General features: G+C 58.3%; 12 protein-coding genes. 6 read left to right on the top strand and 6 right to left on the bottom strand.

Going from position 1 to position 13,421, the window contains the following annotated elements; all coding sequences use genetic code 11:
* The first annotated feature begins 17 nt into the window (after positions 1 to 17).
* From QZ534_RS08590 to alr, 4 genes are all read left to right on the top strand, one after another.
* Positions 18 to 884, top strand: a complete 867-nt coding sequence (locus tag QZ534_RS08590; RefSeq protein WP_296933677.1) for a hypothetical protein — start codon at positions 18 to 20, stop codon at positions 882 to 884.
* 20 nt (positions 885 to 904) lie between these two features.
* Positions 905 to 1,351 carry a 50S ribosomal protein L9 gene (gene rplI, locus QZ534_RS08585; protein ID WP_296933675.1) on the top strand — a complete coding sequence of 149 codons (447 nt, stop codon included), beginning with the start codon at positions 905 to 907 and terminating at the stop codon, positions 1,349 to 1,351.
* Positions 1,352 to 1,582: 231 nt separating this feature from the next.
* Positions 1,583 to 2,989: a replicative DNA helicase gene (gene dnaB, locus QZ534_RS08580; RefSeq protein WP_296933673.1), complete on the top strand. Its 1,407-nt coding sequence runs from the start codon at positions 1,583 to 1,585 to the stop codon at positions 2,987 to 2,989.
* Positions 2,989 to 4,065, top strand: coding sequence for an alanine racemase (gene alr, locus QZ534_RS08575; RefSeq protein ID WP_296933672.1), 1,077 nt, complete (start codon positions 2,989 to 2,991; stop codon positions 4,063 to 4,065). The genes dnaB and alr overlap by 1 nt, the downstream gene beginning before the upstream one ends.
* A gap of 17 nt (positions 4,066 to 4,082) precedes the next feature.
* Here alr and QZ534_RS08570 read toward each other — a convergent pair whose 3' ends face one another.
* Positions 4,083 to 4,439 (bottom strand): hypothetical protein, encoded by a 357-nt coding sequence (locus tag QZ534_RS08570; protein WP_008176372.1) that lies wholly within the window; start codon positions 4,437 to 4,439, stop codon positions 4,083 to 4,085.
* Between the two features lie 151 nt (positions 4,440 to 4,590).
* On the opposite strand from QZ534_RS08570, the gene QZ534_RS08565 reads away from it, so the two are divergent.
* Complete coding sequence (locus tag QZ534_RS08565; protein WP_296933670.1) at positions 4,591 to 5,469, top strand: sugar nucleotide-binding protein; 879 nt, start codon at positions 4,591 to 4,593, stop codon at positions 5,467 to 5,469.
* Between the two features lie 29 nt (positions 5,470 to 5,498).
* Here QZ534_RS08565 and fnr read toward each other — a convergent pair whose 3' ends face one another.
* From fnr to ylqF, 3 genes are all read right to left on the bottom strand, one after another.
* Entirely contained in the window at positions 5,499 to 6,248 is a 750-nt protein-coding gene (gene fnr, locus QZ534_RS08560) for a fumarate/nitrate reduction transcriptional regulator Fnr (RefSeq protein ID WP_296933668.1), read from the bottom strand.
* 139 nt (positions 6,249 to 6,387) lie between these two features.
* Positions 6,388 to 7,596 carry a beta-ketoacyl-ACP synthase I gene (gene fabB, locus QZ534_RS08555; protein WP_296933666.1) on the bottom strand — a complete coding sequence of 403 codons (1,209 nt, stop codon included), beginning with the start codon at positions 7,594 to 7,596 and terminating at the stop codon, positions 6,388 to 6,390.
* Positions 7,597 to 7,732: 136 nt separating this feature from the next.
* Positions 7,733 to 8,671: a ribosome biogenesis GTPase YlqF gene (gene ylqF / locus QZ534_RS08550; protein ID WP_296933664.1), complete on the bottom strand. Its 939-nt coding sequence runs from the start codon at positions 8,669 to 8,671 to the stop codon at positions 7,733 to 7,735.
* Positions 8,672 to 8,913: 242 nt separating this feature from the next.
* Between ylqF and QZ534_RS08545 the strand changes: the two genes are divergently transcribed.
* Positions 8,914 to 9,378, top strand: a complete 465-nt coding sequence (locus tag QZ534_RS08545; protein ID WP_296933663.1) for a Spy/CpxP family protein refolding chaperone — start codon at positions 8,914 to 8,916, stop codon at positions 9,376 to 9,378.
* 433 nt (positions 9,379 to 9,811) lie between these two features.
* Here QZ534_RS08545 and QZ534_RS08540 read toward each other — a convergent pair whose 3' ends face one another.
* Complete coding sequence (locus tag QZ534_RS08540) at positions 9,812 to 12,298, bottom strand: MMPL family transporter (RefSeq protein ID WP_296933662.1); 2,487 nt, start codon at positions 12,296 to 12,298, stop codon at positions 9,812 to 9,814.
* A gap of 48 nt (positions 12,299 to 12,346) precedes the next feature.
* Positions 12,347 to 13,421, bottom strand: a 1,075-nt coding sequence (locus QZ534_RS08535) for a methyl-accepting chemotaxis protein (RefSeq protein ID WP_296933660.1), incomplete at its 5' end; no start/stop codon positions are given.

The following is a 13,421-nucleotide window of genomic DNA, read 5'->3' as shown; positions in this document are numbered from 1 at the left end:
ACACGGGACTTGGGACCATGCGTGCACTTGCACAGTATGTAATGCGCGGTCCCTTCCAGGCCGGCGGGGTAGCAGCAGTCACAACTGCCATACCCTTGTTGTTCTGGATTGGCGCAGCCGTTGTCGGTCTGGTAATTCTCAGGCTTGGCATCAGTCAGGGGCTCAACATCGGGCTCTGGGCATTACTTCCGGCGCTTGGCTGGAGCATTTTCGGGCAGGACCCGACTGCTCTGGCCGTGTTGCTTCAGGTTATGCTCATGGCGTCGCTGATCAGAACCACGCTGTCCTGGGAAAAAGCTCTGCTTGCGGGAAGTTTCCTCGCAATCGTCACAGGCCTGATGTTGCCTGTGGTCTACCCGGGGTTGCTGGACGATCTGGTCCAGGCCGGGGTGAGTTTTTACCAACAGTACAATGCCGAAATTGCGAAGAGTCTCGGCGATGACCTCGATAAGGTTATCCGGGACACGATGAACGCGAGCATGGCAGGCACATACCTGGCGACAGGTGTGGGCATGACCATGCTGGCGAGGGCCTGGCAGGCGGGGCTTTATAACCCCGGCGGATTCCGCAAGGAATTTCACGCCCTGCGTCTTTCGCCGCCAATTGCGGTGTTGTGCGCGGTGACCATGGTGGTTGGTCCGTTCCTCGGGCTTAACTCCATGTTGCTTGCCTGGGCTGCGGGAACACCGCTGTTCCTGGCCAGCCTGGCACTGGTGCACGGTGTTGTTGGTTTGAAAAAGCTCAGTGGGAACTGGTTGGCGATGTTTTACGTCGCGCTGATCCTTTTGGGCCCAAGTCTGATGATTCTGTTAGTGGTTCTGGCTTTTGTGGATAGCTGGCTGGATATCCGGAGGCGTATAAGCGCTGCCGGGCCGGCTGAATAAAGCACGAAGAGGTTAACGAGATGGAAGTTATTCTGCTCGAGAAAGTTGCAAACCTTGGCTCCCTGGGTGACAAGGTAAAGGTCAAGGCCGGTTACGGTCGTAATTTCCTGCTTCCTTATGGCAAGGCTGTACCTGCCACTGAAGCAAATCTGAAGGCGTTCGAAGAGCGTCGTGCGGAGCTCGAAAAAGCAGCTGCTGAAAAGCTGGCTGCTGCCCAGGCTCGCGCCGAGGCTCTCGAGGGTGCTGCTTTCACCATCAGCTCCAAGGCTGGTGAAGAAGGCAAGCTGTTCGGCTCTATCGGTGTTCGCGACATTGCTGACGCGATTACTGCCGGTGGTACCGAAGTCGAGAAGAGCGAAGTGCGTCTGCCGGAAGGCCCGATCCGGGTAACTGGCGAGTACGAGATCGAGCTTCAGCTGCACTCCGACGTTGAAGTAACGGTCAAGCTGGCGGTGGTTGCCGAGTAAGCCGTTTTCCCTGAAAACGGCGCCGGGGTTTCCCGGCTCTGGTAACACGCTGGTGGCCGTCGCTGCCTCTTCTGGGGCTGGGCGCCGGCCAACCTGACAGGCCCGAACCGCACTTGCGGCTTTCGGGCCTGTTGCTTTCTGGTATGCTGTTAAGTCCCTGTAACCCTCTCCCATTGCTGCGGCAGGTCGCTTAAACTGTCGTGGTAATTTTGTCCAACTGAAGATGTGTTCATGGCCAAGCCCAATCTGAAGCCCGCGAGTACCGATCTCGAAACCAGTCGTATCAAGGTGCCTCCCCATTCTGTGGAAGCAGAGCAGGCGGTATTGGGCGGCCTGATGCTCGACAACCGCCGGTTTGATGAGATCTCGGAAGTGATTTCGGCGGCTGATTTCTATCGACAGGACCACCGCCTGATCTTCGGTGCCGTGGAGCGCCTCGCCAGTGAGAGCGAGCCACTGGATGTTGTAACTCTGGCGGAATTCCTTGAGCGGGCCGGTGACATCGAAGATGCCGGTGGCTTGTCTTATCTGGCGGAACTGGCCGAGAAAACCCCGGGTGCTGCCAACATCCGCGCCTACGCCGATATCGTCCGCGAGCGGTCCATTCTGCGACAGCTGGTAGAAGTATCCGGCAAGATTTCTGACTCGGCCTTCAACCCGCTCGGCCGGAACAGTAATGAGATTCTCGACGAAGCCGAGCGCAGTGTATTCCAGATTGCCGAAGCTCGGGTCAAGGAAGGTTCCGGCCCCCAGGCGATTAACCCCATTCTGGCCAAGACCCTGAGCCGGATCGAGGAGCTGTTTGAGTCCGGCGAGCAGACCACCGGTCTGACCACGGGCTTCAAGGATCTCGACGAGCAGACCTCGGGCATGCAGCCTTCGGATCTGATTATTGTGGCGGGTCGCCCTTCCATGGGTAAGACGACCTTTGCCATGAACATCGTTGAAAATGCCCTGATCAGCACCGGCACGCCGGTTCTGGTGTTCAGTATGGAAATGCCGGCGGATGCTCTCGCCATGCGTATGCTCTCGTCGCTCGGGCGCATTGACCAGACCAAGGTCCGCGGCGGCAAGCTGGAAGAAGACGACTGGCCCCGGCTGACGTCGGCGGTGAGTCTGCTCAAGGACAAACCCCTTTATATCGACGACACGCCGGGTCTGAGCCCCACGGAAATGCGCTCCCGGGCTCGTCGTATTGCCCGCGAGAACGATGGGAAGATTGGCCTGATCATGGTCGACTACCTGCAGCTGATGCGGGTGCCTGGCAACACCGAGGGGCGGACCGCGGAAATCTCGGAAATTTCCAGGTCGCTGAAGGGTATCGCAAAAGAATTGAGTTGCCCGGTGGTGGCTTTGTCCCAGCTCAACCGGAGCCTTGAGCAGCGGCCCAACAAGCGCCCGGTGAACTCGGATCTGCGGGAGTCCGGCGCTATTGAGCAGGACGCCGACGTGATCATGTTCGTGTACCGGGATGAAGTCTACAACGAGGACACTCCGGACAAGGGCATTGCCGAGATCATTATTGGTAAGCAGCGGAACGGTCCCATCGGCACTATCCGACTCGCGTTTATCGGCAAGTACACCAAATTCGAGGATCTGGCCCACGGCGACTACAGCGATTATGGCGGGGACTATTGATGCCCCGCAGTACGGTTGCCCGGATTGATCTGGAGGCCCTCCGCCGGAACTTTCAGACTGCCCAGAAGCGGGCTGGCGGTGCAAGGGTTATGGCCGTGGTGAAAGCCGATGGCTATGGCCACGGCATCGAGCGGGTGGCTTTGGCGCTGGATAGCCTGGCGCTGAAATATGCAGTGGCTTGCCTGGAAGAGGCGCGGGCCATTCGGGAAACCGGCCTGGAACAGCCAGTGGCCCTGCTGCAAGGTGTGCACGCCGACGCTGATATCGAGGAGTGCGCCCAACAGGGATTTGAGCCGGTTTTTCACAGTTTTCAGCAACTGGCGTGGCTGGAGCGCCTTGAGGCATGGCCCGCGTTCTGGCTGAAAGTGAATAGCGGTATGAATCGTCTTGGCTTTCACCCGGACGAGCTGGCTGGAGTCATGAGCAGGCTAGAAGCCATCGGGGCTGACAACGGGCTGCTTGGCTTTGTGACCCACTTCGCCTGTGCCGACGACCCTGAGAGCGCCATGACAGCGCAGCAGACATTGGTGTTTGAGCAGGCCACCTCTGCTTTCCCGGCGCTGATGAGGAGCGTTGCCAATTCGGCCGCCCATTTTCACCCGGACCAGCCGATGTTTGACTGGAGCCGCCCGGGCATCATGCTGTATGGCGGTTCGCCCATGGTTGGCAAGACCGGTCCGGAGCTTGGTCTCGAGCCCGTAATGTCGCTGGAAGCGCCATTGATCAGCACCCGAATGGTGCCAGCGGGAGAATCTGTTGGTTACGGAGCCAGCTGGGTTGCCGACCGTGATACCCGAATGGGCATGGTGGCGATCGGGTATGGTGATGGGTACCCCCGGCATGCCGGCACCAACACCCCGGCGGCCATCAATGGCCAGCGGATCCGGCTCATCGGCCGGGTATCCATGGACATGCTGGCGGTTGATCTCACCAATGCGCCGGATGCGAAGGAAGGCGACACTGTCGAACTCTGGGGGCGTACGGTCGGGGTGGATGAGGTGGCGACCTGTGCCGGCACCATCTCCTACGAGTTGATGACCGGCATCACCGGGCGGGTACCGCGGCAATACCGTTAGAATCGCGGGGCGCTCTGTCAGCCCTGTTCCGGTTCGTGAATGATTTCCTCGATGAAGTCGAGAATGGCAGCGAGGCTGCGGTCGTCCAGCTTTTTGAGCACCTTGTGTACGACCATCTTGCTGCCTTTGAGCATGCTGCTGATGCCCATTTTGGCCATGCCCATCATCATGTTGCTGGCATGCAGGCGGCGAAGCGGCTCCAGGAAAAAGAAGTCCAGGCCTTCTTCGGTCATGTCCACAATCAGGTTGAAGAGTTTGTCGATGGCTTCCTTGTCGGCCTTGCCCCGTTCGCGCAATTCGCCAACGGTGTAGAGGGCGCGGGTTCGCAACTCATCGGGGATCGGCGCCACAATGTGGCTCTGTTGTTTCAGCATGAGAGTTCCTGTTGTTGTATGCTCTTGAAAGAAATAGCAAAGCATTAAGTCCAGACTGCATCACAGTGTATGGACCGGAATGGATAAACCATTGGCCAGACCGGTTCCGAAATACCGTCACATCAGTGATATCCGGAGGCATTGAATCCTCGTGCATGTACTTGTTGTTCACGATTACGGCCCCTTGGGGAAGGTTTTGCTGGAGCGACTGCGGGAAACTCACCTGCACGTCAGCCCATTGCTTGTCAGCGACCCTTCCAATGCCGATCTCAATGCGCTGGAAAACTGGATTCCTGAAGATACCGACCTGATTGTAAACGCACTCTGGATGGCTGATCCCGAGGTCGCCGAGAAAGACCCTGAGGGCGTCCACATGGCTGCGTTTTCGCTACCGGTGGCCATCGCCGAGTTTGCCCGTGATCGCGGCATGGCGTTGCTCCAGCTTTCCTCCTGCTACGTATTCGATGGCCGCAAGCAAAGCGGGTATATTACCTCGAACCCGGGGCAGCCGGTGAATGAGCTGGGCAACTGGCAATGGGAGTGCGAGCAGGCACTGAGGACCCTGCTGCCAAGACACATCATCCTGCGGACCGGCTGGAGCCTGGCACGGTTTATCCGGAAGGTTCAGGCCAGTACAGCTGCAGGCGAGGTACTGTCATTGCCAGGGCGGTGCCGTGGCCAGCCTGTGGCGGTCAGGGACCTTGCCCGGGTGATCGAGGCGGTGGTTCTGCAGCTCGACTGCGGGGCCGAGGTTTGGGGTACCTATCAATACGCGGGTGCCGAGGAAATCAATCTGTACGAGCTTGGCCTGGCCATTGCCGGCCTGCCGGGCATTCCCGAGGGTATCCGTGTGGTGGATGAGGTGCCCGAATGGGGCCATCTTGAGCCGGTCAATACCACGCTGATCTGCACCAAAATCCGCAATACCTTCGGTATCAAACAAATGCCATGGCGCTCGGGGCTGGTGGATGAGCTGGCCATGCTGAAAAAGAACAACGGCAGGGAAGTGGAGAGTGAGCCCGCCGGTTAACGCCAGCGGCGGGCACAAGAAGCAGTTTCTCAGTTATTGCACTGGCGGGAGAATTCCCGGCTGACCATCTGCAAGGCTTCAATATCCAGAAGTTCGACCTCCCGTCCACGGGCCTTGATAATCCCCTGGTTCTGGAAGCGCGTGAACACCCGGCTTACCGTTTCAACAGCAAGACCCAGGAAGTTGGCGATATCGTTACGCGCCATGGGCAGGCTGAAATTGGTCGGGGACATCCGGCGGCGCTGGAATCGACTGGACAGCGACAACAGCAGGGCGGCAATACGTTCTTCGGCGGTATTCTTGCTCAGCAGCATGGCCAACTGGTGGCTGTTCTGAATCTCCTGGCTCATCAGGTGGTACATGTGGTGCTGCAATTCCGGCAGTTTACCAGTCAGTTCCTCAAGCCGGTCGATCGGAAACTCGCACACGCTGGTCCGTTCCAGTGCCTTGGCTGTGCAGGCGTAGTGTTCGCTGCCGATGCTGTCCAGACCCACCAGTTCACCGGGCATGAAAAAGCCGGTCACCTGCTCTTCACCGTTTTCAGTAATGATCGAGGTCTTTATGGAGCCGCTTTTCACTGCAAAGCAGGAGCGGTAGGGTGTGCTCTGGTCGAAGATATGTTCGCCGCGGTTGAAAATCCGCCCCTGCTGGACAATGTCCTCCAGACGGTCGAGGTCATTTTCCTCGATAGCCAGTGGCAGGCAAAGATTGCTCAGGCTGCACTGGTGGCAAGACGCCTTGAGGGGAGAAGCCTGACGAAACGGAATTGCTTGAGCCATACGTGATGATCCGTCCGAGTTGATCCATATCAACTATGTACCTTAATACGGATAACTGTCTTTGCCAATAATCAAGCTTAATGATCTTAGAATATATTTTTAAAAGATAAGGGCCCGTGGGCCCTTATCTCTGCTGGCTTCAGAGTGTCTCGAATACCAGAGACGCGTTGGTTCCACCAAAGCCGAAGCTGTTGGACATCACGGTTTTCAGCGCGGTTTCGCGGCTTTCCGGTCCAACAAGAGGAAGATCGCTGATCTTCTCGTCCGGATGGTTCAGGTTCTTGGTGCCGGCAATAAAGCCATTCTGCAGCATCAGCAGAGAATAGATTGCCTCCTGAACACCTGCGGCACCCAGGGAGTGACCGGTCAGTGATTTGGTAGAGGAAATGGTGGGAATGTCGGAACCAAAGGTTGAGCGCACCGCACCCATCTCGGCAACATCACCAACAGGGGTACTGGTGCCGTGGGCGTTGATGTAGTCAATCTTGCCACGAATAGTGGCCATGGCCTGTTTCATGCAGCGCTGGGCGCCTTCCCCTGAGGGAGCGACCATGTCATAGCCGTCAGAGGTGGCACCGTAGCCGGTGAGCTCGGCAATGATGTTGGCGCCACGTTTTTTGGCGTGTTCCAGCTCCTCCAGTACCATCATGCCACCACCACCGGCGATCACGAAACCGTCCCGGCCGGTATCGAAGGGGCGGGAAGCTGTTTCAGGGGCATCGTTGTACTTGGTAGAAAGCGCGCCCATGGCGTCGAACATCATGGTGAGGCTCCAGTCCTCTTCTTCACCGCCGCCGGCGAACACAATGTCCTGCTTGCCGGCCTGGATCTGCTCCATGGCATGGCCGATGCAGTGGGCGCTGGTGGCGCAGGCCGAAGACATGGAGTAGTTCACGCCCCGGATCTTGTAAGCCGTGGCCAGACAGGCGGAGACCGTGCTGGTCATGATGCGGGGAACCATGTAGGGCCCGATGCGCTTCACGCCTTTCTCGCGCATGATGTCGGTAGCTTCCACCTGGCTTGAGCAGGAAGCGCCGCCGGAACCGGCGATCAGGCCGGTACGGTCGTTGGAGATCAGGTCTTCGGTCAGCCCCGCCTGAGCAATGGCCTGCTCCATGGACAGGAAACTGTACATGGCAGAAGGGCCCATGAACCGGCGGATCTTGCGGTCGATAACGGATGTGTCCACATCCACCGAACCTGCGATCTGGCTGCGGAAGCCCATTTCCTTGTAGGTTTCGTTGAAGCGGATCCCTGATTTTCCGTTCTTCAGGCTCTGGGTGACCTCGTCCAGTGAGTTGCCGAGGCAAGACACAATGCCCATGCCGGTGACGACGACGCGTCTCATAAGTTCCTCCTTACCGATCGGCCGATATGGCCGACCTTGCGATCAATTACGTTATTTAACAGTCTAGGCGCTTTGGCCCGGATACGATATTTGACCTTGGTAAGGGGAGACGATCGGATATAGCTCTATAGAGTGTCTAGCGCTTGCCGCTATTACCCTTTCTGGAACCCTTCTTGACGCCGCGAGCTTCCTCGCGAGCCGCTTTCTCAGCCGCCGCTGCCTCGGCCTCCCGGGCCTCGCGCTCGACCATGTCAGGGGTTTCCAGCGAAATACGTCCCAAAGTGCCGGCCCGGAATTCATTGAGCAATACCTCGGACACTTTGTGCAGATCCGGTATGCCGCCACGACCGAAAAATCGGCGTTTCGCAGCAATCCCGTCCATCAACGCCAGCGCGTCTTTCGGCAGTTCCTCGAAGCCGTAGCGGGTTCTGACCAGCTCCGGATAGGCTTCCAGAAGGTACTCGGCCTCGAACATGGCCACATCCTCAAAATCCAGAACCGCGCTGCGAATCGCCCCGGTTACTGCCAGACGGTAACCGCAGGCTTCGGGCGACAGTTTCGGCCAGAGGAAGCCCGGGGTGTCGTAAAGTAGAATGTTGTTGGGCAGCTTGATGGCCTGTTGGGCCCTGGTTACGGCCGGTTCGTTCCCGGTTTTGGCTGCAGGGCGTCCCGCCAGGGTGTTGATCAGAGTGGACTTGCCGACATTCGGGATGCCCAGGATCATCACCCGCAAAGCGCTCTTCTGGCGATCGTGACCGGGCGTCATCTCTTCCGCCAGCTTCAGGATGGAGAGCGCCTCATTGCGCTGGTTGTGGGTAAGCGTGATGGCCCGTACCCCGCGCTCTTTCTCGAACCAGGCCAACCACTGGTCGGTGATCTCTGGATCCGCCAGGTCTCGCTTGTTCAGTACCTTGATCAGTGGCTTGTCACCACGAAGGGCCGGTACCAGCGGGTTTTCACTACTGAAAGGAATACGCGCATCAACCACTTCGATGATGAGATCCATCTGCGGCATGACTTTCTTGATCTCCTTGCGGGCCTTGTGCATGTGCCCTGGAAACCAGTTGATGGCCATCGTATCTGCTCCGGATTGGTTTGAACGGCGCCATTATGAAGGGGAATGACCAAACTTTCACATTTGTTTGAATGCCCGTGTGTGGCGGCTTTTGGCGGGGGATACTGAGAAGTATGTACAAAAAGAGGGCTGATCGGGGTGAAAAACCGTATCCGTATGTTTTAGGGTGTAGTCCCTGAACGATGAAACCAATGTATGTCGGTGGTATTCAGATCGTGGCCACCCTGTTTATGGAGAGAGTTATGAAGCTTGCAAAACTGTTTGGTACTGCCCTGGTTGCCCTCAGCCTTTCGGTCCCGGCCGTGGCCCAGCAGTCTGGTGGCCAGCCTGACCAAGTTGACCAACTGGCCCAGATGGTAGGGCTGACCGAAGATCAGCAAACTGAAATCCGTGCCATCATTGATGAGATGCAGGGCGAAATCGGGGAGCTTCGCCAGGAAGCCCGCGCGCTGCAGCAGCAGATGCAGGGTGAGATCAAATCAGACTTTGACGAAGCGGCTATTCGCGAGCAGGCCAAAGAGCTGGGCGAAGTGACCGGCGAGATTGCAGCTCTGTCCACGCTGATGCAGGCGAAGGTCGACAGCGTGTTTACCCAGGAGCAGCGCGACGAGTTGGATAAGCGTATGCAGCAGATGCAGCAGCAAATGCAGCAGCGTCGTCAGATGCAACAACAGATGCAGCAGGGGCAAGGTCAGGGCATGCAGTGATCCTGACTTCCCTTTAGCTGGGTTGGAGAAGGGCCGCATCTTTTGGTGTGGCCCTTTTTTGTGCCCCTAGCCTGCTGGTTTGGCGGGAGAAACAGGGGTGTGGAGCCCTCCCAAAAACCGCTACGAGCACATCCATGTGCGCTTGGCTGTGGCCATCCTTGGCCACAGACATTTTTGGGAGGGCTCCACACCCCTGTTCTTCAAACGGTTCAGTAATCGCTTACTGATCATAAGGTTGGCTGAAAGATTTGGCGCGGAGTGTCTTCCTATAACTCCTATTTCTGAAGCTTGGCGGGTGTGGGCCTTTGACAGAATGTCGGCGGCCAAGGATGGCCGACGTCAAGCGCACATGGATGTGCTCGTAGCGGTTCTGACAAAGGCCCGCACCCGCCGAGCCACCCCAAAGCCAGAAGGCTAGGAGCCCAGGCCAGACCTACACGCCTGAGCCAAAGGGTTTAACCAGAACAATGAGTCGCGGAAGCAGGGTAAGAGCCCCCACCAGAGCCATGAACATGGCGAACCCCGTAAACAACCCGAAGTAGATGGTCGGGATGAAGTTGGACAGCACCAGTATCGAGAACCCGGAGATGATGGTCAGCGAGGTGAAGAACATGGCCTGGCCGATGCTCCGGTGGCAGCGGTGCATGGTGGCGATGTAGTCGCCGTCTTTCCGGAACTCGGTTTTGAAGCGGTGGATGTAGTGGATGGTGTCGTCTACGGCGATGCCCACGGTGATGGCGGCCACGGTGATGGTCATCATGTCCAGGGGGATTCCGAGCCAGCCCATCAGGCCGAGCACCGAGCCGGCGGCGATGAGGTTGGGGGCGATGCCTATCAGGGCCAGTTTCAGGGAACGGAACAGGATCAGGAACATCACCATGATGGCGGCGAAAACCACCCCGATGGTCTTGATCTGGGAATCGAACAGGCTTTGCAGCATGTTGTTGTACATCACCGTCATGCCGGCAAAGAGCACCTGATCCTCCGAGTAGCCCAGTTCCGTGGTCAGGTGCGTGTGGATTCGGTTCAACAGCTCGTCTCGACGCAGGTCCGGCATGGTTTCCAGGATCCGGATGCTGAATCTCGCCTGGTCGTGCTCCTCGGATATATAGGGCGTCAACAGGGTGTCCTGCAGGTCATCCGGCACGGCAGCGGGAACGAACGCCAGTTCCAGGGCATCCAATGGCTCGCCCTGGTTGATCCTGGCGAGGATATCCAGCGTGGTGTTGATTGAGAGCACCTTGCCGGTCTCCGGTAATCCGTCCAGGTATTCGTGGACGGCTTCAAGTTCTTCCATCTTCTGGTAGGTGTACCAGGTATCCCGGTATTCCTCGTCTGCACCGCAGTCCTCCACAAACGGGTCACAATCGCTGGCGAACGGGTCGCCGGTGCCGGCGCCTTCCGGTGGTGGATCGTCAGTGATTACCACGTCCAGGGGTGTGGTACCGCCGAGGCGGTTGTCGATGGTGATCATGCCCTGATGGATTTCGGTGGAGGATTTGAAATAGTCGATGAAACTGTTTTCCACCGTCAACTTGCTCAGGCCGACAACACACAGAACAGCAATCACTCCGGATCCGACCAGTACCGTTTTGCCGAAGTGTTCTGTGAACCTGGCAAAGGCATCGGTGAAGGGAACCCGGTCGGAGGTCACCCGGCTGTCCAGTGGCGGCGGCAGCAGGGTCAGCAGGGCCGGGAAGATGATGAAGGTAATGAGGAAGGCCACCGTCAGGCCCAGGGTCATCATCCAGCCAAAGTCGATGACCGGGCGAATGCCGCTGAAGGTGAGGGAGCCGAAGGCGACAATGGTGGTGATGGCCATGTAGAAGCAGGGCTTGATCATCGCCATCACGGTGTTGCGCAGGATCTCTCGTGGGCCGGCCTCGGGTTCGTCATGCTGGAATTCCCGGTAGCGCACGATCAGGTGGATGGTGAGCGACAGGGTCATGATCAGCAGCAGGGAAATGAAGTTGGACGAGATAACCGTCACCGGCCACTGGGCCCAGCCCAGAAAGCCGATCATCAGCCAGACCGTAAAGCCGCAGCAGAGCAGCGGCACCAGCACCCATCGCCATTGCCGGAAGATAATGGCCAGGGTGAGCAGGAGAAACGCGAGCACGCCGAGCCCAAAGGTCGACAGATCGTTTTCGATGAAGCGGATCATGTCCGCCACGATCATGGGCACGCCACCCAGGTGGATTTCAGCGCTATCCCGGTAGTTGTCGAGGATAGAGCGAACGGTGCGAATGGTGGCATCGCGCTCAACCCCGAGAGTTTCGGTAAAATCGATGAATTCCTGTTTTACCTTTTCCAGTTCGACCAGCTCGGCCTCGGAGGCTTCGCCGGCGTCAGCCTTGTCCCGCAGATCGTTGCGCATTCTCAGCAGTTCGAAATAACGATCCGGGGTGGGCAGGTTGACCTGTATCGCGGTTGTGCGGCCATCTTCACTGATCAGCAGGTTGGGGTAGAGCGGATTGTTCAGCAGCGCCTGGCGGGCGGTGTCCGGTGCCACATCGTGTTCGTCCAGGGTCTTGATCTCGCTGTCCACGGTGTCCAGCGTCAGATCCGGGCTATGCAGAAGCGGCACGTTGAGGATGCTGTTGGTGGAGCCCACGGCGTCCAGGTTTTGCAGTACATCCCTCAACGCGCCCAGTTTTGCCAGGCCCTCTTCAGAAAACAGTTCGCCCTCGGGGGTATAGGTGACGATCAGGAAATCGTCGGAGGTGGTAAAGCGACGGTTTACCTGGCGGTATTGTTCCAGGGATCGGTCGTTTTCGAGCACCAGGGATTCGGCGGATGCATCCAGGCGGAATTCGCCGAACTTGATGGCGGCGAAGGCCAGAAGCAGGGCGAAAGCCGCCAGGATAATAAACGGATGCGGAAAAATCAGGCGGTCATACAGGGCGCGAAGACGATTCATGAACAACTACTCTGCCGGTTCAAACGAGTGCAGAGTGTGCCATAAACCTCAGTGAACCGTGACCTTTGACGAGGCTTCTTCCAGGGAATCGATCAGCTTTTTCAGGCGGCGGCTCATATCCGCGCTCTCGGCAAGCTGGGTCACCATGTTCTGGGTGGTTTCGCGAATGCCCTGTACGTTGGCCAGCACATCGTCAGTGCCAGCGGTCTGCTCCGCCGATACGTTGGCGATTTCCTGGTTGGTATGATCAATGCGGCTGACCACTTCGTTGATGGCTTCCAGGGCGCGGCGGCCTTCCTCGGATTCCTCGACGCAGCGGGTAGCATCCTCGGAACTGCCGGTCATCTGGTTCACGGCGGTGTTGATGGCATTGAGAAGCCGGTCGATGGTGTCCTGAATCTGATCGGTGGAGTCCTGGACCCGCTGGGCCAGTTTGCGGACTTCATCTGCCACAACGGCAAACCCCCGGCCCTGTTCGCCGGCCCGGGCCGCCTCGATGGCCGCGTTCAGGGCCAGCAAATTGGTCTGTTCGGCAATGCCCCGGATCTCGGTGATGGCGTGGCTGATGTCATGGCTGTTCTCGGCCAGGGCTTCGACGCTGCTGGCGGAATTGCGTACCACATCTGCGAGTTTGCGGATGCTGTCGGCGCTCTGGCCAACACGGGTGCTGCCGTCGCGGGCTGCATCGCTGGCTTCGTGGGACAGGGTCTTGGCAATTCCGGCCTGTTCGGCGATGCCGGTGAAGCTCTGCAGCATGGTTTCGATGACTTCCGCGGAACGGTCGGCGCCCTGTTGTTGACGGCCCAGGTCATCCCGGCGGGCTTCGGCGGCCGAGGTGAGTTCTTCAACTTCATGATGCAGCCGATCAGTGGCTTCCTTCATGCTGCGGACTACCCCAACGGTGCGGTCCTGCATGGCATTGAAGGCACTGGCCATTTCGCCGATTTCGTCGGTGGAATCCACCACCGCCCGCTGACTCAGGTTGCCCGAGGCCTGTACGTCGACCATGGTGTTTTTCAGGCGATTCACGTGGCGTTCGATAAACGAGATCAGCAATTGGGAGCCGGCCATTTCGAGCACCATGAGCACCGCAACCACCAGCGCAAAGCCGGGCGCTGTATCA

This window comes from uncultured Marinobacter sp. (assembly GCF_913055835.1).
Classification (GTDB): Bacteria; Pseudomonadota; Gammaproteobacteria; order Pseudomonadales; family Oleiphilaceae; genus Marinobacter.
The sequence above is the reverse complement of the archived record's forward strand: the minus strand, read 5'-3'. Positions and strand labels throughout refer to the sequence as shown.

Bases quoted from the DNA above. Each gene is read 5' to 3' on its own strand.
- QZ534_RS08590 (WP_296933677.1), top strand. From the start codon at position 18: ATGCGTGCACTTGCACAGTATGTAATGCGCGGTCCCTTCCAGGCCGGC.
- rplI (WP_296933675.1), top strand. From the start codon at position 905: ATGGAAGTTATTCTGCTCGAGAAAGTTGCAAACCTTGGCTCCCTGGGT.
- dnaB (WP_296933673.1), top strand. From the start codon at position 1,583: ATGGCCAAGCCCAATCTGAAGCCCGCGAGTACCGATCTCGAAACCAGT.
- alr (WP_296933672.1), top strand. From the start codon at position 2,989: ATGCCCCGCAGTACGGTTGCCCGGATTGATCTGGAGGCCCTCCGCCGG.
- QZ534_RS08570 (WP_008176372.1), bottom strand. From the start codon at position 4,439: ATGCTGAAACAACAGAGCCACATTGTGGCGCCGATCCCCGATGAGTTG.
- fnr (WP_296933668.1), bottom strand. From the start codon at position 6,248: ATGGCTCAAGCAATTCCGTTTCGTCAGGCTTCTCCCCTCAAGGCGTCT.
- fabB (WP_296933666.1), bottom strand. From the start codon at position 7,596: ATGAGACGCGTCGTCGTCACCGGCATGGGCATTGTGTCTTGCCTCGGC.
- ylqF (WP_296933664.1), bottom strand. From the start codon at position 8,671: ATGGCCATCAACTGGTTTCCAGGGCACATGCACAAGGCCCGCAAGGAG.
- QZ534_RS08545 (WP_296933663.1), top strand. From the start codon at position 8,914: ATGAAGCTTGCAAAACTGTTTGGTACTGCCCTGGTTGCCCTCAGCCTT.
- QZ534_RS08540 (WP_296933662.1), bottom strand. From the start codon at position 12,298: ATGAATCGTCTTCGCGCCCTGTATGACCGCCTGATTTTTCCGCATCCG.